Here is a 20,609-nt window from a genome sequence, read left to right on the forward strand (position 1 = left end):
GCCGGCACATCAGCGCCAAGTTTCGCCGCACGGGCGTGCCAATCGTTCGGCAAACCATATTCGCGCTCGACGAGGCGGAACACGGCACCGGCATCGGCGGAACCCCCGCCCAGCCCGGCAGCGACGGGAAGGTTCTTCTCCAGCGTCACCGCCCAACCCTCCGGGCGCGGCAAAGCGTTCAGAGCCTGCATCACAATGTTGTCAAATGGATCAGTCAATTGCGAGGCAAACTCACCAACCATTTTGAACTCATCGCGCGGAGAACGCGAAACTGAAAGAGTGTCCCCCGCATCAACGAAGGCGAAGACAGTTTCCAGTTCGTGATAGCCATCCTCCCGCCGCCTGCGGACATGTAGCGCGAGGTTGATCTTGGCGAAGGCGGTTTCATTCATTTCGAGCGTTTCGAATATTTGAGCTCAATGAACCACCAAGTCGAAAGCACCGAGCTAGTCACGGCAGCAATGAACAACAGTGCCAGCGCGATGAACCAACCCATCACGATGGTTTGCCCGAGGTTGCCAGCCAAGACTATGGAAACAGCGCAAGCAAAGATAGAAAACCAACGCAGCACACCGGCATATTTTGCGGATAACCCGACGAGTGAACCCACCTTCCGTGACCGCTGCAAGTCAGTTTCCGCCGGACCCCGGTAATTGACCAAGCTCCGGCCACTTCTGTCCAACAGCCACGCGCCCAAGAACGCCAGAGGAATTAGAACCGAATTCGAAATCACGCCTGTGCCCCTCCACCACCTGCGGTGGTCCCGCTATGACCCAAGGGCCACGCCTTCGGCTCCCCCGTTTCGGGGAGGATTTCACATATTCGGATAGTTCGGCCCGCCGCCGCCTTCTGGGGCGACCCAGGTAATGTTGCCGTTGGGATCCTTGATGTCGCAGGTCTTGCAGTGGACGCAGTTCTGCGCGTTGATCTGGTACTTTGGCTGGCCAGCCTCGTCGATCAGCCATTCGTAGACACCCGCTGGGCAATAGCGGGTCGAAGGCCCGGCATAGACGCCCAGTTCGCTGGTTTTCTGCAGTTCCGGATCGGCAACCTTGAGGTGGCAAGGCTGCTCCTCCTCGTGGTTGGTGAACGAGAAGCTGACGCTGGTCAGGCGGTCGAAGGTGATCACGCCGTCCGGCTTGGGATAGGCAATCGGCTTGTAGAGATCAGCGCGCTGGAGGGTCGACGCATCGGTGTGATGCTTCATCGGCTTGATGATCGGCATCTTCAGGTAGCGCAGCCACATTTCGATGCCTGCGAGGACAGTGCCGAGCATGTCACCGCCGAACTTGGCAAGGATCGGTTCGGAATTCTGGACCAGTTCCAGTTCCTTGGCGATCCAGCTGGAACGCACCGCAGCCTCGTATTCGTCCAGCGCATCCTGCTCACGGCCAGCTCCCACGGCAGCGGCAATGGCCTCGGCGGCCAACATGCCGCTCTTCATCGCGGTGTGGCTGCCCTTGATGCGCGGCACGTTGACGAAACCGGCGGAGCAACCCGCCAGCACGCCGCCCGGGAAGGCGAGGTGCGGCACGGCCTGCCAGCCGCCTTCGTTGATCGCGCGCGCACCATAGGACACGCGCTTGCCGCCTTCCAGAATGGCGCGGATTTCCGGGTGCTGCTTCCAACGCTGAAATTCCTCGAACGGGTAGACGTAGGGGTTGGCGTAATCGAGCGTGACGACGAAGCCGAGCGCCACCTGGTTATTCGCCTGGTGGTAGAGGAAGCCGCCGCCGCCCGATCCGCTTTCCGAAAGCGGCCAGCCCTGCGTGTGCAAGACGCGGCCGGGAACGTGCTTGGCGGGATCGATGTCCCACAGTTCCTTGATGCCAAGGCCGTACTTCTGCGGCTGGCAATCGCGTTCCAGATCGTACTTGTCTTTCAGTCTCTTGGTCAGGTGGCCTCGTGCGCCTTCGCAAAAGACCGTATACTTGGCGAGCAGGTTCATACCGGCCATGAAATCGCCCTTGGGCTCGCCCTCGCGGCCAACGCCCATGTCGCCGGTCTGGACGCCGATCACGGCACCCTTGTCGTCGTAAAGAATTTCCGCTGCCGGGAAGCCCGGGAAAATTTCGACGCCCAGTTCCTCGGCTTTGCCCGCCAGCCAGCGGCAGAGGTTGCCAAGGCTGCCGGTGTAATTGCCGTGATTCGACATGTAGGGCGGCATGACAATGTGCGGGATCGGCATCTTGCCGGTCTTGGTCAGGGTCCAGTGCCAGTTGTCGGTCACGGGGGTTTCCGCCATCGGGCACCCGTCATCGCGCCAGTCAGGCAACAGCTCATCGAGCGCCTTGGGATCGACGACCGCGCCTGAAAGAATGTGCGCGCCGACTTCGCTGCCCTTCTCCAAGATGCAGACCGAAAGGTCGGCATTGACCTGTTTGAGGCGGATTGCTGCGGCCAGACCTGCCGGCCCGCCTCCCACAATCACCACGTCATAGGGCATCGATTCGCGTTCGATCATCGTCTTTTCCCGTATTCGTCCCGCAATCCGCGCGGCTCACGGCCTTGCGCCTTGATTGCTGCGCCGTGGCAGGTCAAGGGTCAAGGCGATGGTGGTGGGATCTCAACAGATGCTCGCGGGCAATATCGCGGCTGCAATGGCGTGGTGGCGCGATGCGGGCGTCGATTGCGCGTTCGCGGATGAGGCGACGGCGTGGATCACGCCGCCCGAGCCTGAGCCTGAGCCTGCGCTTGGCGATGACCGCCCTGCCTCGGCCGCGAAATTTTCCGCTCCGCCGCCCCCGCCCCGCCCGCGCATTGGCGGCGATCTGGCAAAGTTGCCGCAAAACCTCGATGCGTTCCGGCAGTGGTGGCTGGAAGAGCCTTCGCTCGATGGCGGGCAAGTTTCGCGCCGTATTGCGTCGAGGGGCGTGGTTGGCGCACCGCTGATGGTTCTGGTCGAACAACCCGAGGAAGCGGACACCGATCAGCTCCTCTCCGGCAAACAAGGCAAGCTGTTGTCAGCGATACTCGTCGCGATGGGGATTGAGCAAGACAGTGTTTATCAAGCTTCAGTGCTCGTCCGTCACACGCCGCTGCCCGATATCGCGGCGCTGGCCGAGGCAGGCCTTGGCGAAATCACCCGGCACCACCTCCATCTGGCCGCCCCGCAACGCCTGATTGTCTTCGGGGCGAACATCCTGCCGCTGGTCGGCAACGACCCGGCGCAAAGCGCTCAAAGTTTACGCTCCTTTAACCATGAGGGGGGGACAATCCCGTTGCTCGCCGCCCACGGGCTCGATGCAATGGTGCGTCCGACCGCCAAGGCGGCGTTCTGGCGCAAGTGGCTGGAGTGGGGCCAGACGGAAGAGATCGGGAAACAATCTGCGTGACACAGTTCAGGAAGATACTGCTGGCAAGCGCAAGCACCGTAATGGTTGCGGGTATTTCCGCGCCGGCACAGGCCAATTCCGCCGCGATCGACTATTTCCGGAATCGCGCCGATCGCACCGCCGTGCCCGCCCTGCTGAGCGCGGATGAACGCGCCTATTATTCAGACCTGTTCGGCGCGATTGACAAGGCCGATTGGGTCAAAGTCCAGACCATGCTGGCGCAGAAGCCAGATGGTCCGCTGCACCTTGTCGCCAAGTCCGAATACTTCCTCGACGCGCGCAGCCCGAAGATTGAGCTTGCCGCGCTCGATAGCTGGCTGGCGCAGGGCACGCAGCTTCCCTCAGCCGAACAGATCGCCTCGCTCGCCGCCAAGCGCGGATCGCTGGCGGTGCCTTCGCTGCCGGAAAGCCAGCGCTTTATCAGCCTGCAATCCAGCCCCAAGCGCTTGCGCCCGCGCGACACCAATGATGGGACGATGCCGGCATCAATCTCCGCCGCCATTACCGCCAAGATCAAGGCTGACGACCCCGCCGCCGCGCGCGTCCTCCTCGACGGCATCGACGCCACGCTCAGCCCCAATGCCCGCGCGGAATGGCGCACCAAGATTGCCTGGTCATTCTACATCGAGAATCAGGACGGCAACGCCTTCGCGCTGGCCCGCACTGTCGCCGATGGCGCAGGGCCGTGGGTGGCGGAAGGCCATTGGACCACCGGCCTTGCCGCTTGGCGGCTGGGTGACTGCCAGGGCGCAGTCGATGCCTTTACCAAGGCCGCCGATCTTGCCGAGAACAGCGAACTGAAAAGCGCCGCCTATTACTGGCAGAGCCGCGCTCACGTGCGTTGCCGCCAGCCCGAAAAGGCGAGCACGCCGCTGCGCATGGCCGCCGCGCGCGATGAAACGCTTTACGGGATGCTCGCCGCCGAATCGCTCGGCCTGAAGATTCCCGAAACCCATGCCGGCGCCGATTTCAGTCAGTCCGACTGGCAGAAGCTGCGCGAAGTGCCGAACGTCCGCGCCGCCGTGGCGCTCGCCGAGATTGGCCGCGACGGTCTTGCCGACGAAGTGCTGCGCCATCAGGCGCGCATTGGCGAGCCTGCGCAATACCAGCCGTTGACCCGCCTTGCGCGCGATCTTGGCCTGCCTTCGACCCAGCTGTGGATGGCGTTCAACGCGCCGAATGGCGGCCAGCCCGAACGTGCAATCCGCTATCCGACGCCGAAGTGGACGCCCTCGACCGGATGGCGCGTCGATCCGGCGCTGGTCTATGCCCATGCCTTGCAGGAATCGGTGTTCCGCACCCGCGCGATCAGTCCCGCCGGCGCCAAGGGTCTGATGCAGATCATGCCGGCGGCCGCCAAGGACCGCGGGCCGGAGCTCGGTATCGCTGGCAGCGCCGCGGACCTCGCCAAGCCGGAAGTCAATCTCGCCTTCGGGCAGGCGCACCTTCAGGCGCTGAAAAACGCGCCGGGTACGCAGGGCCTGCTTCCCAAAGTCATGGCCGCCTATAACGCCGGGCCGCTGCCGATCTCGCGCTGGAATACCGAAATCCGCGATTCAGGCGATCCGCTGCTGTGGGTCGAATCGATCCCCTATTGGGAGACGCGCGGCTACGTTAACATCGTGATGCGCAATTACTGGATGTACGAGCGGCAGGCGGGTGGCCCATCGGAAAGCCGCATGGCGCTGGCGCAGGGGTTGTGGCCCACTTTCCCCGGCCTCACCGGCAGCGAAGGCATGCGCATGGCAGCCAACGGAACGCTCATCCGTGGCCGTTGACCCGTCGCGGCTGTTCAAGCCGATCAACATAGCGCTGCTCACCGTTTCAGACACGCGTACGCCCGAGACGGACACGTCCGGCGATATCTTGGCCGAACGGATCAAGGCCGCCGGACACAACCTGGTGTTCCGCGCGATCGAGGTTGACGATGCAGCGCGGTTGACCAGCCGGCTCAACAACTGGCTCGATGACCGCAACGTCGATTGCATTGTCACCACCGGAGGCACTGGCCTGACGGGCCGCGACGTGACGCCAGAGGCGCTCGATCGGGTCAAGGAATCGAGCGAAGGCAAGGACATCCCCGGCTTCGGTGAGCTGTTTCGCTGGATCAGCTATGGCACGATCGGCACCTCGACCATACAGAGCCGCGCCATGGCCATCGTCGCACGCGGCAAGTACATCTTCGCCCTGCCCGGATCGAACGGAGCGGTGAAGGATGGCTGGGACGGCATTCTCGCCGAACAGCTCGACAGCCGCAACCGGCCCTGCAACTTTGTTGAGCTGATGCCGAGGCTCAAGGAAGTCTAGGCTGGCCGCGAGCCTGACGGGCTGCAAAGTCGCGGCTGGTTGCTGCGCCAGATAGTCGTGGCGCGGAGAAAATAGTCCACTTGCCCTCCACAACCAACGATGCCAGCAATCGCAAGTGAACGAACGGTACGAACCAAAGTCAGATTTCCTGAGGGCTTTCATCGCTGACGAAATCCCGCTGACGGGCAGTGCTCTGGCCGAAGCCAATCTTCGCAAGCTGGTATCAATGACTCGAGACGACGATCGCTCCAATCGCGACTGGGCCACGATGCTTCTTGCGCAGGAGGCAATTGATACCAGCGAAGTTCGAACTGCCCTATTGGCGGCGGCCAACGATGAGGATGATGTTGTCAGGGCCGAGGCGATGCTAGGGCTGGCAATGCGCGATAAGAACTTGGCACTGCCTTTTGTTCTGCGGGCCTTGCTGGGCGATTTTGCATGCATGGCTGTTTTCGAAGCAGCGGAACTTCTTGCCGATCCCGCTCTGGTCGAACCGCTCCGTTCCTGGACTGAGCCTTCTGAGAATAATTTTTTGGATCGGCTGGCACGTAATGCATTGATAGCTTGCGAGAGTGGCGAACGTTAGTCGGCTTGCATCTTTGTTCTTTTTATGTTCTGATCGCGGCATGTCCCACCCCGACATCGTCCATGGCCGCGGTGCGCAGTCAGCGCAGGTGCCGCAACGCTTCGGCCTTGCCGCGCGCGAGGCCGATGGCGATTGGCTCGACGCGCGCGAGCAGGTCGATGACGGCGCGCCCAAGCTGCGGACGACGGTGACCGAGGAAGCGGCGCGGTCGATCATCAGCCGCAATACTTCGCCTGACATTCCTTTCGACCGCTCGATCAATGCCAATCGCGGCTGCGAGCATGGCTGCATCTACTGCTTTGCGCGGCCGTCTCACGCTTATCACGACTTGTCTCCGGGACTGGATTTCGAGACGAAGCTGTTCGCCAAGCCCAATGCGGCAGAACTGCTGCGCGCTGAGCTCGCTCGTAAGCCCTACCGCCCTGCACCTATCGCCATGGGCACCAACACCGATCCCTACCAGCCAATCGAAGGGCATTACGGCATCACGCGCCAGATTCTCGAAGTCTGCCTTGAGGCGCGGCACCCGGTGACGATTACCACGAAGAGCGACCGCGTGGTGCGCGACATCGACCTGCTGGGTGAGCTGGCGAAACTGAACCTCGTCGCGGTCGGTGTGTCAGTTACCAGTCTCGATGCCCGCCTTTCCACCCTGCTCGAACCGCGTGCGTCAGCACCCGGAAAACGGCTCGCAGCGCTGGGCAAGCTGGTTCAGGCCGGTGTGCCGGCGCACGTTTCTATCGCGCCGGTCATCCCGTCGATCACCGATGAATTTATCGAGGGCATCCTTGAAAGCGCAGCGGCTTTGGGCGTGACCTCGGCCAGCTGGATCATGCTACGGTTGCCGCACGAGGTGGCGCCGCTTTTCCGCGAATGGCTGGCGGCGCACTATCCGGACCGGGCCGGCAAAGTCATGTCGATCGTCCAGTCGGTGCGCAACGGGCGTGACAACGATTCCAATTTCTTCAGCCGGATGAAGCCGCAAGGCGTCTGGGCCGACCTGTTCCGCACCCGTTTCCGGCTGGCAGCCCGGCGGCTTGGCATGAACGAAGCCCGGCTGGAGCTGGACAGCACGCAGTTCCGGCGGCCGTCAATCGGCGACCAGATGCGGCTCTTCTAGCCCGGGCGGTAGCGCACCAGCCGACTGTCCTGCACCGCCGCCGTACGGTGATCGACGACTTCGGCTTTGTAATTCGGATCGGTCACTAGCGCGAGGAAGGCGCCGGCCGTGGGGAAGCCCATGACGAAGACCTTGTCCCATTCGAACTGCGCGGGGCCAGTGATGACGCCTTCGAACGTGCCCGCCCATGCGATGCCCCCGCCCAGCCGCTCAATGAACGGCACTACGCGGGTGAAATATTCTTCGAATGCCCGCTCGCCGCTCCAGCCCAGACCGGCGCAGGGGTGGCCCTCGGGATAGAGGGCGGCCCCCCGAAAGCGGATCATGTTGAGCAGGTGCACCGGCTCATCGCGCGGCAACGACTTGAAATGATCGAAGTTCTCGCGGCTGGGATTGACGCAATCCATAGCGCGATCAGGCCACGAGCCGCAGGTGCGCTGCGCCGCGCCGGGCGCTCAGGACGGGATTGCGGACACCGTCGATCATGGTCAGCCGGTCGACCAGTTCGGAATCGAGCTGGAAGTCGCCGCCAAGCCGCATCAACGGCTCTTTCGCCCCGCCCGTGCGCAGGATGGCGATCACTTCACCAGTGGCTTCGGCGGACCGGGGCAGCAGCATGGCAAGGTCGGAAATGGCCTCGATCCGGTCAATCTCCAGGCGCAGTTCCATCCGCGCCGCCTGCTTCGCTTCGGCGAGCGGCTGGGCGCTGCGCACGGTGATGCGCGGCGGTTCGTCCGGGCTCGGCGCGTCGAGTTCGACCTGCAGCAGGATGCACGTGCCATCGCGCGCCCATTCGAGGAAGCTCGGCACCAGCGATTCCTCAAAGCATGAGGCGGAGAACTGGCCCGATGAATCCGAGAAATCGGCCATGCAGAAGTCCTTGCCGCGCTTGGTCTTGCGCCGCTGCACGCCCTCGATCATTGCCGCCATAGTCGCCGGCAGGCGCCCGCCGCCCGGAACGCCGCTCTGCATCAGGCTCGTATAGGTCCGCGCGCCGTTGGAATTTGCAATCGCGCGCCATTGTTCGACCGGGTGGGCGGCGAAGTAGAAGCCGAAATTCTCGCGCTCCTTGGCCATCTGCTCGGCACGGCTCCACGGCGGCACATCGGCCAGCCGCAGCGCCGGAGCGGCGTGATCGTCACCGCCGAACAGCGCCGCCTGCCCGGAATTGCGGCTGCGCTCGGCCTCGTCCGCCACAGCCAGCAACATATCGGCATTGGCCATCACACGCGCGCGGTTGCTGTCGAGCGCGTCGAACGCCCCGGCGGCGGCAAGGCCTTCCAACTGGCGCCGGTTCATCGAGCCATAGGGAGCGCGCTTGAACAGGTCCTCAAGGCTGGTGAAGGCCCCGTTCGCCTCACGCTCGGCAACGATGGCGTCCATCGCCTTTTCGCCGACATTGCGGATGCCGGCCATGCCATAGCGCACCGCCAGCCCCTCGTCGGTCTGGTCAACCGAGAATTCGGCTTCCGAATGGTTGATGTCCGGCCCGGCGAGGATGAGCCCCGCGCGGCGCATGTCATCGACGTAGACCGCCAGCTTTTCCGACTGATGCATGTCAAAGCACATCGAAGCGGCATAGAATTCATGCGGGTAATGCGTCTTCACCCAGGCCGTCTGATAGGCGAGCAACGCATAGGCGGCGGCATGCGACTTGTTGAAGCCATAGCCGGCAAACTTGTCGATCAAGTCGAACAGTTCGTTGGCCTTGGTCTTGTCGATGCCCGACAGTTCCTTGCAGCCATCGACGAAGCGCTGGCGCTGGGCATCCATTTCGGCCTGGACCTTCTTGCCCATGGCGCGGCGCAGCAAGTCGGCGTCGCCAAGCGAATAGCCAGCAAGGATCTGCGCGGCCTGCATGACCTGTTCCTGATAGACGAAGATGCCGTAGGTTTCGGCAAGAATGCCTTCGAGCTTTTCGTGCGGATATTCAATCGCTTCCAGCCCGTTCTTGCGGCGGCCGAACAGCGGTATGTTGTCCATCGGCCCCGGGCGATAGAGCGAGACGAGCGCGATGATGTCTCCGAAATTGGTCGGCTTTACCGCCGCCAGCGTGCGGCGCATGCCTTCCGATTCAAGCTGGAAAACGCCGACCGTGTCACCGCGCTGGAGCAGTTGGTAAACCTCGGCATCGTCCCATGACAGCAGGCCAAGGTCGATCTCGATCCCGCGCCGCTGCATCAGCTGAATAGCCTTTTGCAGCACTGACAACGTCTTCAAGCCAAGAAAGTCGAACTTGATCAGGCCGGTGTCCTCGACATATTTCATGTCGAACTGGGTCACCGGCATGTCGCCGCGCGGATCGCGGTAGAGCGGCACCAGTTGCGCCAGCGGGCGGTCGCCGATGACAACGCCGGCAGCGTGAGTAGACGAATTGCGTGGCAGGCCTTCCAGTTGCATGGCCAGATCGACGAGGCGTTTCACTTCCTCGTCATTCTCGTATTCGCGGCGGAATTCGGCGGCACCGTTGAGAGCGCGCGGCAGGGTCCACGGGTCGGTCGGATGGTTGGGCACCATCTTGCACAGCCGGTCGACCTGGCCATAGCTCATCTGCAGGATGCGCCCGGTATCGCGCAGCACCGCGCGGGCTTTCATCTTGCCGAAGGTAATGATCTGGGCGACGTGATCGTGGCCGTACTTCTGCTGGACATAGCGGATCACCTCGCCGCGGCGGGTTTCGCAGAAGTCGATGTCGAAGTCCGGCATCGAAACGCGTTCCGGGTTGAGGAAGCGTTCGAAAAGCAGGCCCAGTTTCAGCGGGTCGAGATCAGTAATGGTCAACGCCCAGGCAACCACCGAACCCGCGCCCGAACCACGCCCCGGCCCCACCGGAATGTCGTTGTCCTTGGCCCACTTGATGAAGTCGGCAACGATCAGGAAGTAGCCGGCGAAGCCCATGCCGTTGATGACATTGGTTTCGAAATCGAGCCGGTCGAAATAGGTCTGGCGATCAGCCGGCTCCATCTCGCCATAGGGTTCGAGCCGCTTTTCGAGGCCCGCCCGCGCATCGGCGATCAGCATCGCCGCTTCGCCTTCCTTGTCACCGGCAAGGCTGGGCAGCAGCGGCTTGCGCTTGGGCGGCATGAGGGCGCAGCGTTTGGCGACGACGAGGGTGTTGGCCAGCGCCTCGGGCAGATCGGCAAAGAGCTCGCGCATCATCGGCTCGCTCTTCACCCAGGCGTCCTTGCTGGTACGCGGGCGCTCGGCGGCGTCGATGTGGGTCGAGCTGGCGATGCACAACAAGGCGTCGTGCGCGGCGGAGAAGTTGGGCTCGGCGTAATTGGCGGGGTTGGTCGCGACCAGCGGCAGATCGCGCGCATAGGCCAGGTCGATCAGTGCGACCTCGGAGGCTTCCTCAATGGGGTCATTGCGGCGCGCGATCTCGATATAAAGCCGGCCGGGGAATAGCGCCTCCAGCCGTTCGCACAGGTGTTCGGCCTCGTCCTTGCGGCCTTCCGCAAGCATGCGGGCCAGCGCCCCCTCGCCCGCGCCGGTCAGCGCGATCAGGCCATTGGTGCGGCCGTCGAGGTCGGCCAGGGCGACATGCGGATCACGCTCAAGCGGTCGATCGAGATGCGCGCGGCTGACAAGGTGGCACAGGTTGTTCCAGCCGTCCTCGTTCTGGGCGAGCAGCGCCAGCCAGTCGATCGTCTTGCCGTCCCCCCGGCAGACGCCGAGGAATGCGCCAATCAGCGGCTGGATGCCGATATCCTTGCAAGCCGATGCGAACGGCATTGCCCCGTAGAGCCCGTTGCGATCGCACATGGCGATTGCGGGAAAGCCGCGTTCCTTCGCCAGTTTGGCAATCGCCTTCGGATCGATCGCGCCGTCCAGCATGGTATAGCTGGAGAACACGCGCAGCGGGACGAAGGGTACGAAAGCCATCAGCGCACTATGGTCGGCAAGGCGCCGGGTTCAAGGGCAGATGCGCCGGGCTTGGGGAAAACCGTGCGACCCGCCTCAGAGAAGCGCCTCGATATCCGACGCAATGCTCTTCGGCTTGTCCGTCGGACCATAGCGGCGCACGACCTTGCCATCTCGGCCGATGAGGAACTTGGTGAAGTTCCACTTGATCTTCCTGGTGCCGAAAAGGCCCGGAGCTTCCTGCTTCAGCCAATGATAGAGCGGCGTCTCACCATCGCCATTGACCTCGACCTTGCCCATCAACGGGAAGCTGAGGCCGAAGTTGACCTTGCAGAACTGGTCGATTTCTTCCGCTGATCCCGGTTCCTGCCCGCCGAACTGGTTGCAGGGAAAGGCGACAACTTCAAACCCGAGCTCGCCGTATTGGCGCCACAGTGCCTCCAGCCCATCATACTGCGGGGTAAATCCGCACTTGCTGGCAGTGTTGACCACCAACAGCACCTTGCCCAGCTTGTCGGTCAAGCTGACTTCCTCACCATTCGGCAAGCGGGCGGCGAAATCGGCGATAGTCGTCATTCGAGCACCCCGTCATGCAGGCGGACCACGCGGTCCATTGCGTAGGCCATCCGTTCGTTGTGAGTCGCCACCACAGCAGCGCTGCCGTTGTCGCGCACCAGCTTGATAAATTCGGCGAGGACCTTGTCAGCCGTGCCTTCGTCAAGGTTGCCGGTCGGTTCATCCGCCAGCACGAGCGCCGGCTTGTTCGCCAGTGCGCGCGCCACGGCGACACGTTGCTGCTCACCGCCGGAAAGCTTGTTGGGCCGGTGTTCCAGTCGCTCGCCGAGCCCCAGAAGCCCGAGCAATTCGCGCGCCCGGACGTCGCAATCGGCGCGCGGGGTGCCGGCGATCATCTGCGGGATGATGACGTTCTCCAGCGCCGAGAAATCCGCCAGCAGGTGGTGGAACTGATAAACGAAACCGATGTGCTCACGGCGCAGCGTGGTGCGTTCATCGCCATCAAGCGCCGAGGCGTCCTGCCCGGCGATCAGGATGCGTCCGCCAAAGCCGCCTTCGAGCAGGCCGATCGCTTGCAGCATGGTCGACTTGCCCGAACCTGATGGGCCCAGCAGCGCAACGATCTCGCCGGGGCGCACTTCGAAGTCCACGCCTTTGAGCACGTCGATGCGAACATCGCCTTGCTCGAAGCTGCGGGTCAGCTTGTCCAGTTTGACGACCGGGTCACTCATAACGCAGCACCTGCACAGGATCGGTGCTCGCCGCGCGGTAGGCGGGGTAGAGCGTGGCGAGGAAGCTCAGCCCGATGGCCAGCCCGGTGATGGCCATGACCTCAACCGGATCGGTGCGCGCGGGCAGTTCGGTGAGGAAACGGATCTTCGGGTCCCACAGAGATTGGCCGGTCAGCAGTTCGATGCCGGTCACGATCGGCTGGCGGAAGATCAGGATGATGAAGCCCAGAGCAAGGCCCGCTAGCGTTCCCGCCGTGCCGACCACCGTTCCGGCCGTGACAAACGTCCGCAACATAGATTTGCGCGTGGCGCCCATGGTCCGCATGATCGCAATGTCGCGCGACTTGGTGTGGACCATCATCGCCAGCGACGAGAGGATGTTGAACGCCGCGACCAGCACGATCAGCGACAGCGCAAAGAACATGGCAACGCGCTCCACCTGCAGCGCCTCGAACAGGCCGGAATTGATCGTCTTCCAGTCGGAAACCACCGCCTGCCCTTCCAGCTTTGCGGCAATCGGCGCGAGCGTTTCGGCGGCAGTATCGGCGTCGTCAGTCTTCACCTCAATCATGCCGATCGAATCGCCGGTCAGCAGCAGCGTCTGCGCGTCCGCCATGGGCATAACGACGAAGCGTTCGTCGTAATCGTAAATGCCGATCTCGAAAATCGCGTCGACCCGGTAGGCGATTTCGCGCGGAACCGTGCCGAACGGGGTCGAGCGGCCCTGCGGGTTGATGATGGTGATCGTATCGCCCACCCGCGCTCCAAGATTTTCCGCCAGCCGCGATCCGACCGCGACGGCACCGGATTCGGGGACAAGGCCCGACAAGTCGCCATCGACGACCTTTGGCTTGATCTTGGCGATGTCTTCTGGCGTGTTCCCACGCAGCAGGATCGCCTCGACCCGGCCATTGAACGTGGTCAGCAGCGGCTGTTCGATGAGCGGCGATGCCTCGGTCACGCCGTCGGTGGCCTTGATCTGCTTGAGAATGCCCTGCCAGTTTTCCAGCCGGCCTCCGTAAGCCTGAACGATGGCGTGGCCGTTGAGCCCGACGATCTTGTCGATCAGTTCGGCGCGGAAACCGTTCATCACGCTCATCACCACAATCAGCAGCGCGACCGACAGCATGACGACAATGACGCCGATCGAGGCGACCAGCGCGATCATCCGCTCCCCCTTGCCGGGCAGCATATATCGCTTGGCGATCATCCATTCGAAGGGGGAAAGCAGCAAGAGGTTCAATGTCCTTTTCGGCAGCGCTTCGATTTTCAGCGGTGCGTCCGGCATTTAGGGCGGTCCCCCGCACAGGGCAATGGCGAAGCGCAAAGCGGTGCTTGCCTTTCCCCGGCAAGCGGGCCAAAGCGCGGGCCAGGCAAGGTCCGGTGCGAATCCCCATGAACCTAACTCATCCATTTTTCGACGCAGATGGCGACAAACTGCGCGAGGAATGCGGCATTTTCGGCGTTATCGGCGCCAAGGACGCGGCGTCCATCACTGCGCTGGGGCTCCACGCCCTGCAGCACCGCGGGCAAGAAGCCTGCGGCATTGTCAGCGTGGACGGTGCCGATTTCTACGCCCGCCGCGGCATTGGCCACGTGGCGCAGGTGTTCTCCGGCCCGCCGATCTTCGCCGAGCTTCCCGGCACGATGGCATCGGGCCACGTGCGCTATTCCACCACCGGCGGACAAGGCCTGCGCAACGTCCAGCCGCTCCACGCCGATCTGGCGCGCGGGGCATTCTCGATCGCGCATAATGGTAACATTTCCAACGCGATGGCGCTCAAGCGCGAGCTGGTGAACAAGGGCTCGATCTTCCAGTCGACCTCTGACACCGAAGTGATCATCCATCTGATCGCCACCAGCCGCTATCCCACGCTGCTAGACCGCTTCGTCGATGCGCTGCGCATGGTCGAAGGCGCCTATTCGCTGATCTGCACCACGCCCAAGCGTATGGTTGCTTGCCGCGATCCGCTGGGCATCCGCCCGCTGGTCATGGGCAAGATGGGCGATGCGACGATCTTCGCCAGCGAAACCGTCGCGCTTGACGTGATCGGCGCTGATTTCGTCCGCGAGGTTGAACCCGGCGAAATCGTCGAAGTCCGCATCGATGGCCGGATCACCAGCCACCGTCCGTTCGGCAAGCATGCGGCGCGCCCGTGCATTTTCGAACATGTCTATTTCAGTCGCCCGGATTCGGTGACGGGTGACCGATCGATCTACGAAGTGCGCAAGCAGATCGGCGTCGAGCTGGCCAAGGAAGCGCCGGCCGATGCGGATATCGTCATTCCCGTGCCTGACAGCGGCGTCCCTGCCGCCATTGGCTATGCCCAACAATCGGGTATTCCGTTCGAACTTGGCATCATCCGTTCGCACTATGTCGGGCGCACTTTCATCCAGCCCGAAGACGGCGCGCGCCACGCCGATGTGAAGCGCAAGCACAATGCCAACCGCGCGCTCGTCGCCGGCAAGCGCATCGTGCTGATCGACGATTCGATCGTGCGCGGCACCACCAGCCTCAAGATCGTGCAGATGATGCGCGATGCCGGCGCGGCCGAAGTCCACATGCGCGTCGCCAGCCCGCCGACCAGCAATTCCTGCTTCTACGGCGTCGATACGCCCGAACGCAGCAAGCTGCTCGCTGCGCGCATGGACATTCAGGGCATGGCGGAATTCATCCATGCCGACAGCCTCGCCTTCGTTTCGATCGACGGCCTCTATCGCGCCGTTGGCGAACCCAAGCGCGACGCTTCGAAGCCCAGCCATTGCGATGCCTGCTTCACCGGCGATTATCCCACCCGCCTGACCGACCTGGCCGAGAAGGAATCGCCCGACCAGCTTTCACTGGCGGTCGATGAACTGATATGAGCTGCCAGCAGTGAGCCAGCGCCCGTTTGAAGGCCAGCTCGCCCTCGTCACGGGTTCGAGCCGGGGCATCGGTGCGGCCACAGCCGAGGCGCTGGCCGCAGCCGGGGCGCACGTCATCCTCACCGGACGTGATACCAAGGCGCTCGAAGCGGTCGAGGAGCGCATTTTCGCTGCCGGCGGCCATGCCACCATCGCCCCGGTTGACCTTGCCGAGCCTGACGGGATCGTCCGGCTAGCCACCGCACTACATGGCCGCTGGCAGGCGCTTGATATCCTCGTGCTCAATGCCGCGATCCTGCCGCCACTGATGGCCGTGACACAGATCGAATCGGCAGGGTTCAACAAGGCGTTAACAACCAACGTCCTTGCTCAGCAGGCACTGCTCGCCGCTTTCGATCCGATGCTCAAGGCAAGCAAGGACGCGCGGGTCATCGCGGTGACTTCCAGCGTGGCGACCAAGCCGCGCGCCTTCTGGGGCGCCTATGCCGCCAGTAAAGCCGCGTTCGAAGTGCTCCTCCAGTGCTATGCTGAAGAAGTAAAGAATATCAGCAAGATACGGGTCGCAATTGTCGATCCCGGCGCAACCCGCACAGCGATGCGGGCCAAGGCCTATCCGGGCGAAGACCCGCAGACGGTCAAGCTTCCCTCGGAAGTTGCTGAACACGTGATTGCCCTGCTTGGTAAACAATTTGCCACCGGCAACCGCGATTCCGTTAACACTGCTTCATAAACTCCCCTCAACCGCGATCTGGGATAATGCTTGCAGCGGACGCAAAGGGTCGCGTGCGCTTGTTGTCCGGTTTTCCGCTTTCGGGACGTCGGCCTGCCAACACCGGAGCACGGCAATGAGCACAGACTATCTCGCCCCCGACCGCTACCATATCGCCGCACAGGAAGACCGCTGCGCCCCGCGCACGCGCATCCAGATTCCCGGCAGCTTCCGCGCGTCGGGCATGCGCAGCTTCACTACGGTCGTGCATGATCTTTCACTGGGCGGCTTCTGCTGCTCGGCGATCAACCGGCTGCATCCCGGATCGGTCTGCTGGCTGACGCTGCCCGGACTTGAAGCCCTGCCCGCACAAGTAATCTGGTGGGACAACAGCCTGGCCGGCTGCGCTTTCGAGAACCTGCTCAGCCCGATCGTGCACGACAACATCCTCGCTCGCTGGCGCGGCGATTCGGTTTACCGGCCGATCCTGTAAGCCTCCAACGCCCGGTTGCGAGCGAAGGCGTGGTCTACGATCCGATCTGGATAACCAGAGGGTCGCACCGTGGGATCGTGGATCACGTCGTCCTTAAGCCTCGCCAGTTCAGGCACCCATTCGCGGATGTAACCGGCGGCATCGAACTTCGGGCTCTGCGTGAGCGGCGCCATGATCCGCACGAACATGTTGGCATCGACCCCGCTCCCGGCTGACCACTGCCAATTGACCGCGTTCTGTGCATAATCGGCATCAACCAGCGTATCCCAGAACCACTCCTCGCCGCGCTTCCAGTCGATCAAGAGATGCTTGATCAGGAAGCTGGCGGCGATCATCCGCACCCGGTTGTGCATCCACCCGGTCGCCCAGAGCTGTCGCATTCCTGCATCGACAATGGGATAGCCGGTGCGCCCCTGCTGCCATGCCTTGAGGTCCGCTTCCGCTTCCGGGCCGCTGCGCCAGGGGAAGCTGTCAAACTCCGTCTTGTATGATTTCGCACCGTAATCCGGGAACTGCTGGACCACGTTGGTCGCATAGTCACGCCAGCCGATCTCGCCGAGGAAGGTGCCGGAGCTGCCCTTGCGCGAAGAAACGGAGTGCCAGATCGTGGCGGGCGACACTTCCCCGAAATGCAGATGCGGAGACAGGCGAGACGTGCCCTCGACCGATGGCAGGTTGCGCTGGTCGGCATAGCGGGCGACCTGATTGGTGAAGTCCTCCAGCCGCTCGGCCGCGCCGGCCTCCCCGGGCGTCCATTCGCTGCGAAAACCACCGGCCCAGTCGGGATTGGTGGGGAGCAGGCCCCAATCGGCAAGATCGTCCGACTTTGGCCAACTTTCAGGGGCGGACAGCTTGTCCGGAGCTGGCAGCGGATCGGGGGGCGGCAGAGTCTCACTCAGCGCGCGCCAGAACGGCGTGAATATCTTGTAGGGCGTCCCGCCGCCGGTCAGCACCGATCCCGGCGGCGCGAGGTAATTGCCGTGGTGGAGATGCAGGTCGAGCGCTTTGCCCGCCGCCTTCTCGGCATTGCGCCACCACGGTTCGTAGTGGTGCAGGCCGTGGACTTCGCGAGCGCCCGTCTCTGCCGCGAGGGCTGCCAGCACCTCTGCACTCGCGCCGCGCCGCAGGATCAAGCGCGATCCCAGCTTCCGCAAGTCGGCGTCAAGGCTGGCGAGCGAATGGTGCAGCCACCAGCGCGAAGCCCCGCCCATTGCGCGATGCTTCGGCGTCTCGTCATCGAGAACATAGACCGGGATAACCGGCGCGCCGCTCTGCGCCGCAGCGTGAAATGCGGCCTGATCGGCAAGGCGAAGATCGCGGCGCAACCAGACTATTACGGGGGCGGTCATGGCTTGGGCTTTCGCAGGGTCACAGTGAATTGGCCAGACGCAGGTGAACCAAGGAAACGCTGGTCGCGCAGGGTGATGTGATCATCGTGGAGTTCTGCAACCGGCATCCGGCTCCAGAACAGGAATGCCTTCGCGGCAGGGTCGTTCTTCGACCACTCGGCGATGCGGGGGTCGGACATGTTGATGGGGCCGAAATCCGATACTTGACCTTGATCGCCGGATATGGACACGATCTGACTACCGCGCTCATTTTCAACGGTTCTGGTGAGCCGGTCACGTTTCCAGAAGGCGATGGGAACAGGGTTGGCAACTGTCTTCTCTACGTAACTGATCGGCTGGGGAGCCAGGTCCCATGTAATTGCAAGGTTAACGCCAACGTAGGCCATGACACCATAGGCTCCCACGCGTGCCGGTGCCGATGCCTTCGGTTTTTGCGCACGCTCCCTGCGTCGGGACAGCCATATCCCGGCCCCAAGCATTGCCAATATCCAGGGATCAACGATAAACAGCGCGTCCCCGTAGAACCAGCGGTGCGAGAACGGTTCAAGCAGGCGGATGCCGTAGCTGTTCAGCCAATCGAAGAACGGGTGCGTCAGGATACCAATGTAGCAAAGCGCCACCAGCCACCCGGCATGGACCGGCAAGCGCTTCTCCGGCCGTGTACCCCTTCTCGCCTGCCAGCGATCGAAAGCAATCAGTAGCCCCGCCAGCACCAGCGGCAGCAGCACCAGCGCGATCGGCCCGTGGGTAATCCCCCGCCGCATCGCGAGCGATTCGACACCGTAGAGCGCACAAGGCGCATCGATATCCGGCAGGTTCGCCGCGATGATAAGCGCCGGCATGGCCAGCCCCGTCTTGCGCTTGAGCCCCGCCTGACCGAGCGCCGCGCCGATCAGCGAATGGGTGAGATTATCCATCGCCGGTGGTTGGCAACATTGCCGCGCGCTTGCAACCTTTGGCGAACCAATGCCTTATGCCGCGCATGGATACGCCGCTTCCCGCCGAAACTGTCGTCCTGCCCCAGCGCGGGTGGCAGGTTGATCCTCAACACGCCCTAATCGCCGGGATTGTCTGCTGGCTGGGCTTCGGCCTGATGACCTGGCTGGTTCACTCTGGCCGGATCGTCACATTAGACGAGGCAGGTCTCCGCCTGTTCCGCCACGGCGGCGATCTGTCGTTGATCGGCTCGGCTGGGGTTGCCGAGGCGGTTCGGGACGTCACCGCGCTGGGCGGTACGTTCCTGCGCACGATCGCCACGATCGCCGCATTCGTAGCGCTGTTCTTCCTACGGCTGCGGCGCGAGGCGGTGCTGATGGTGGTCACGATCCTCACCGGCCTCGCCGTCGAACTGGCGATCAAGGATCTGGTCGGCCGCCCTCGCCCTTACCTCGTGCCGCACTTGGTCGAAGCCGGCGGCATGAGCTTCCCGAGCGGTCACAGCTTCAATTCGGCGCTGGGCTTCATCGCCATCGCGCTCGCTTTTGCGACCTGCAGCGTGCGGCGGCGGGTGCGCTGGACGCTCATTGGCGCGGCCGGCATCTTGTCGATGCTTGTCGCCTCAAGCCGGGTGGCTCTGGGCGTGCATTACCCCAGCGACGTGATCGCTGGCTGGCTGGGCGGCGCCGGCTGGGCCTTCCTTGCCGAAGCGCTGTTCTACCGCCCCGCGAAAGCCCTTGCCGATGCCGTGCCAGATGGCCTCTAGAGGTCCGGCCCGGCCGGCTCCACCGTCCAGGTCTGACCCTTGGCGAGCAACTTGGCGAGGTTCGCGCTCTTGCCCTCGTTCATCCGCGCGTCCTGTTCGAGAACGGCGGTTTCATAGGTCGGGCGCGGATCGTCATAGATCACGCCGAGCGCCATCGGGAACGGCCCGAACGGCATTTCGACCAGCATATGCGCGACCGAACGGTTGGTAATGTCGTGGACGATCACGCCCGCCGCCTGCCAATCGCCATCGACAACATCGACAACCTTGAGGATCAGCGCATCGATATCGAGCGTAATGCCCTGCGTGCCGCCGTTGAACAGCATCGGCTCGCCATTCTTCAGCCAGAGCTGACGCGCCTCGGCACCCTTGGGCGCGGCGAAGTCTTCGAACACGTCCTTGTTGTAGACGATGCAGTTCTGGAAGATTTCGATGAAGGCCGCGCCCTGATGGCGGTGGGCAGCCTTCAGTACTTCGGGCAGGTTCTTCGACACGTCAAACCCGCGCGCAATGAACCGCGCACCGGCGCCGAGAGCGAAGGCGCAAGGCAGCATCGGCCGGTCAACCGAACCGCCCGGAGTCGTCGGGCTGGTCGTGCCGGTGCGGCTGGTGGGCGAGTACTGGCCCTTGGTCAGGCCGTAAATCTCGTTATTGAACAGCATGATCTGGCAGTTCAGGTTGCGCCGGATCATGTGCATCGTATGGTTGCCGCCGATCGACATGCCATCGCCGTCGCCGGTTACCAGCCAGACGTCTAGGTTCGGATTGGCCAGCTTGATGCCGGTAGCGAACGCCGGCGCGCGGCCGTGGATCGTGTGAAAGCCATAGCTCGACATGTAGTACGGGAACCGGCTGGAGCAGCCGATGCCCGATACGAAGACCGTGTTCGACGGGTTACAGCCGAGTTCCGGCAGGGTGCGCTGCACCGCTTTGAGGATCGCATAGTCTCCGCAACCGGGGCACCAGCGGACTTCTTGGTCCGATTCCCAGTCCTTGAGGGTCGTCTGGAAGGGGGTCATGTCGTTCATGTTC

The 20,609-nt window shown here is 63.2% G+C and carries 19 protein-coding genes and 1 pseudogene; 9 read left to right on the forward strand and 11 right to left on the reverse strand.

Translation table 11 applies throughout. The features are described 5' to 3' along the window. The 3 genes and pseudogenes from RMO89_RS16305 to RMO89_RS16315 form a co-directional block, all read right to left on the reverse strand. Positions 1-392: pseudogene (locus tag RMO89_RS16305) on the reverse strand (4-(cytidine 5'-diphospho)-2-C-methyl-D-erythritol kinase); the annotation flags it as partial. Further along, entirely contained in the window at positions 389-610 is a 222-nt protein-coding gene (locus tag RMO89_RS16310) for a hypothetical protein (protein WP_310534443.1), read from the reverse strand. The pseudogene RMO89_RS16305 and the gene RMO89_RS16310, both read right to left, overlap by 4 nt. Before the next feature lie 204 nt (positions 611-814). Continuing rightward, on the reverse strand, positions 815-2,464 hold the full coding sequence (locus RMO89_RS16315; protein WP_310534445.1) for an electron transfer flavoprotein-ubiquinone oxidoreductase: 1,650 nt from the start codon (positions 2,462-2,464) through the stop codon (positions 815-817). 94 nt (positions 2,465-2,558) lie between these two features. On the opposite strand from RMO89_RS16315, the gene RMO89_RS16320 reads away from it, so the two are divergent. The 5 genes from RMO89_RS16320 (at position 2,559) to RMO89_RS16340 (ending at position 7,348) form a co-directional block, all read left to right on the forward strand. Beyond that, the gene (locus tag RMO89_RS16320; protein ID WP_310534446.1) at positions 2,559-3,335 is read left to right on the forward strand and encodes a hypothetical protein; all 777 of its coding nucleotides are present in this window, start codon (positions 2,559-2,561) and stop codon (positions 3,333-3,335) included. Between the two features lie 41 nt (positions 3,336-3,376). After that, positions 3,377-5,113 (forward strand): lytic transglycosylase domain-containing protein, encoded by a 1,737-nt coding sequence (locus RMO89_RS16325; RefSeq protein ID WP_310534482.1) that lies wholly within the window; start codon positions 3,377-3,379, stop codon positions 5,111-5,113. Next, the gene (locus RMO89_RS16330; RefSeq protein ID WP_310534447.1) at positions 5,103-5,642 is read left to right on the forward strand and encodes a molybdenum cofactor synthesis domain-containing protein; all 540 of its coding nucleotides are present in this window, start codon (positions 5,103-5,105) and stop codon (positions 5,640-5,642) included. The genes RMO89_RS16325 and RMO89_RS16330 overlap by 11 nt, the downstream gene beginning before the upstream one ends. Before the next feature lie 115 nt (positions 5,643-5,757). Then, positions 5,758-6,228, forward strand: a complete 471-nt coding sequence (locus RMO89_RS16335; protein ID WP_310534449.1) for a HEAT repeat domain-containing protein — start codon at positions 5,758-5,760, stop codon at positions 6,226-6,228. Positions 6,229-6,268: 40 nt separating this feature from the next. Next, positions 6,269-7,348: a PA0069 family radical SAM protein gene (locus RMO89_RS16340; protein ID WP_310534450.1), complete on the forward strand. Its 1,080-nt coding sequence runs from the start codon at positions 6,269-6,271 to the stop codon at positions 7,346-7,348. Here the strand turns inward: RMO89_RS16340 and RMO89_RS16345 are convergent. The 5 genes from RMO89_RS16345 to RMO89_RS16365 all read right to left on the reverse strand — a co-directional run bounded on the left by RMO89_RS16345 (position 7,345) and on the right by RMO89_RS16365 (position 13,693). Beyond that, positions 7,345-7,755 (reverse strand): DUF1330 domain-containing protein, encoded by a 411-nt coding sequence (locus tag RMO89_RS16345; protein ID WP_310534452.1) that lies wholly within the window; start codon positions 7,753-7,755, stop codon positions 7,345-7,347. The two genes, RMO89_RS16340 and RMO89_RS16345, sit on opposite strands and share 4 nt — an antisense overlap. 7 nt (positions 7,756-7,762) lie before the next feature. Beyond that, positions 7,763-11,233 (reverse strand): DNA polymerase III subunit alpha, encoded by a 3,471-nt coding sequence (gene dnaE / locus RMO89_RS16350; RefSeq protein ID WP_310534453.1) that lies wholly within the window; start codon positions 11,231-11,233, stop codon positions 7,763-7,765. 75 nt (positions 11,234-11,308) lie between these two features. Next, positions 11,309-11,788: a glutathione peroxidase gene (locus RMO89_RS16355; RefSeq protein ID WP_310534454.1), complete on the reverse strand. Its 480-nt coding sequence runs from the start codon at positions 11,786-11,788 to the stop codon at positions 11,309-11,311. Continuing rightward, positions 11,785-12,459 (reverse strand): ABC transporter ATP-binding protein, encoded by a 675-nt coding sequence (locus tag RMO89_RS16360; RefSeq protein WP_310534456.1) that lies wholly within the window; start codon positions 12,457-12,459, stop codon positions 11,785-11,787. Before RMO89_RS16360 ends, RMO89_RS16355 begins: the two co-directional genes overlap by 4 nt. Then, entirely contained in the window at positions 12,452-13,693 is a 1,242-nt protein-coding gene (locus tag RMO89_RS16365; RefSeq protein WP_310534484.1) for a lipoprotein-releasing ABC transporter permease subunit, read from the reverse strand. The genes RMO89_RS16360 and RMO89_RS16365 overlap by 8 nt, the downstream gene beginning before the upstream one ends. A 161-nt stretch (positions 13,694-13,854) precedes the next feature. On the opposite strand from RMO89_RS16365, the gene purF reads away from it, so the two are divergent. The 3 genes from purF (at position 13,855) to RMO89_RS16380 (ending at position 16,526) form a co-directional block, all read left to right on the forward strand. Next, positions 13,855-15,324 (forward strand): amidophosphoribosyltransferase, encoded by a 1,470-nt coding sequence (gene purF, locus RMO89_RS16370; protein ID WP_310534457.1) that lies wholly within the window; start codon positions 13,855-13,857, stop codon positions 15,322-15,324. A 10-nt stretch (positions 15,325-15,334) separates the two neighbouring features. Further along, a complete protein-coding gene (locus tag RMO89_RS16375) occupies positions 15,335-16,054 on the forward strand; it encodes an SDR family NAD(P)-dependent oxidoreductase (protein WP_310534458.1) in 720 nt (239 codons plus the stop codon). Between the two features lie 115 nt (positions 16,055-16,169). Beyond that, positions 16,170-16,526 (forward strand): PilZ domain-containing protein, encoded by a 357-nt coding sequence (locus RMO89_RS16380; RefSeq protein ID WP_310534459.1) that lies wholly within the window; start codon positions 16,170-16,172, stop codon positions 16,524-16,526. On the opposite strand, the gene RMO89_RS16385 is transcribed toward RMO89_RS16380, so the two are convergent. Both RMO89_RS16385 and RMO89_RS16390 read right to left on the reverse strand, forming a co-directional pair. After that, positions 16,508-17,875, reverse strand: coding sequence for a deoxyribodipyrimidine photo-lyase (locus RMO89_RS16385; RefSeq protein ID WP_310534461.1), 1,368 nt, complete (start codon positions 17,873-17,875; stop codon positions 16,508-16,510). The two genes, RMO89_RS16380 and RMO89_RS16385, sit on opposite strands and share 19 nt — an antisense overlap. Next, entirely contained in the window at positions 17,872-18,792 is a 921-nt protein-coding gene (locus RMO89_RS16390) for a metal-dependent hydrolase (protein WP_310534462.1), read from the reverse strand. Before RMO89_RS16390 ends, RMO89_RS16385 begins: the two co-directional genes overlap by 4 nt. A gap of 65 nt (positions 18,793-18,857) precedes the next feature. Between RMO89_RS16390 and RMO89_RS16395 the strand changes: the two genes are divergently transcribed. Continuing rightward, positions 18,858-19,577 carry a phosphatase PAP2 family protein gene (locus RMO89_RS16395; RefSeq protein WP_310534463.1) on the forward strand — a complete coding sequence of 240 codons (720 nt, stop codon included), beginning with the start codon at positions 18,858-18,860 and terminating at the stop codon, positions 19,575-19,577. Here the strand turns inward: RMO89_RS16395 and RMO89_RS16400 are convergent. Next, positions 19,574-20,605: a 2-oxoacid:ferredoxin oxidoreductase subunit beta gene (locus RMO89_RS16400; protein ID WP_310534464.1), complete on the reverse strand. Its 1,032-nt coding sequence runs from the start codon at positions 20,603-20,605 to the stop codon at positions 19,574-19,576. The two genes, RMO89_RS16395 and RMO89_RS16400, sit on opposite strands and share 4 nt — an antisense overlap. Positions 20,606-20,609 lie beyond the last annotated feature (4 nt).

This window comes from Novosphingobium sp., assembly GCF_031424035.1.
Lineage (GTDB): Bacteria > Pseudomonadota > Alphaproteobacteria > Sphingomonadales > Sphingomonadaceae > Novosphingobium.

Excerpts from the sequence above, each read along its gene's own strand:
- dnaE (WP_310534453.1), bottom strand. The coding sequence starts at position 11,233 with ATGGCTTTCGTACCCTTCGTCCCGCTGCGCGTGTTCTCCAGCTATACC.
- RMO89_RS16400 (WP_310534464.1), bottom strand. The coding sequence starts at position 20,605 with ATGAACGACATGACCCCCTTCCAGACGACCCTCAAGGACTGGGAATCG.
- RMO89_RS16355 (WP_310534454.1), bottom strand. The coding sequence starts at position 11,788 with ATGACGACTATCGCCGATTTCGCCGCCCGCTTGCCGAATGGTGAGGAA.
- RMO89_RS16380 (WP_310534459.1), top strand. The coding sequence starts at position 16,170 with ATGAGCACAGACTATCTCGCCCCCGACCGCTACCATATCGCCGCACAG.
- purF (WP_310534457.1), top strand. The coding sequence starts at position 13,855 with ATGAACCTAACTCATCCATTTTTCGACGCAGATGGCGACAAACTGCGC.
- RMO89_RS16395 (WP_310534463.1), top strand. The coding sequence starts at position 18,858 with ATGGATACGCCGCTTCCCGCCGAAACTGTCGTCCTGCCCCAGCGCGGG.
- RMO89_RS16345 (WP_310534452.1), bottom strand. The coding sequence starts at position 7,755 with ATGGATTGCGTCAATCCCAGCCGCGAGAACTTCGATCATTTCAAGTCG.
- RMO89_RS16315 (WP_310534445.1), bottom strand. The coding sequence starts at position 2,464 with ATGATCGAACGCGAATCGATGCCCTATGACGTGGTGATTGTGGGAGGC.
- RMO89_RS16325 (WP_310534482.1), top strand. The coding sequence starts at position 3,377 with ATGGTTGCGGGTATTTCCGCGCCGGCACAGGCCAATTCCGCCGCGATC.
- RMO89_RS16385 (WP_310534461.1), bottom strand. The coding sequence starts at position 17,875 with ATGACCGCCCCCGTAATAGTCTGGTTGCGCCGCGATCTTCGCCTTGCC.
- RMO89_RS16360 (WP_310534456.1), bottom strand. The coding sequence starts at position 12,459 with ATGAGTGACCCGGTCGTCAAACTGGACAAGCTGACCCGCAGCTTCGAG.
- RMO89_RS16340 (WP_310534450.1), top strand. The coding sequence starts at position 6,269 with ATGTCCCACCCCGACATCGTCCATGGCCGCGGTGCGCAGTCAGCGCAG.
- RMO89_RS16390 (WP_310534462.1), bottom strand. The coding sequence starts at position 18,792 with ATGGATAATCTCACCCATTCGCTGATCGGCGCGGCGCTCGGTCAGGCG.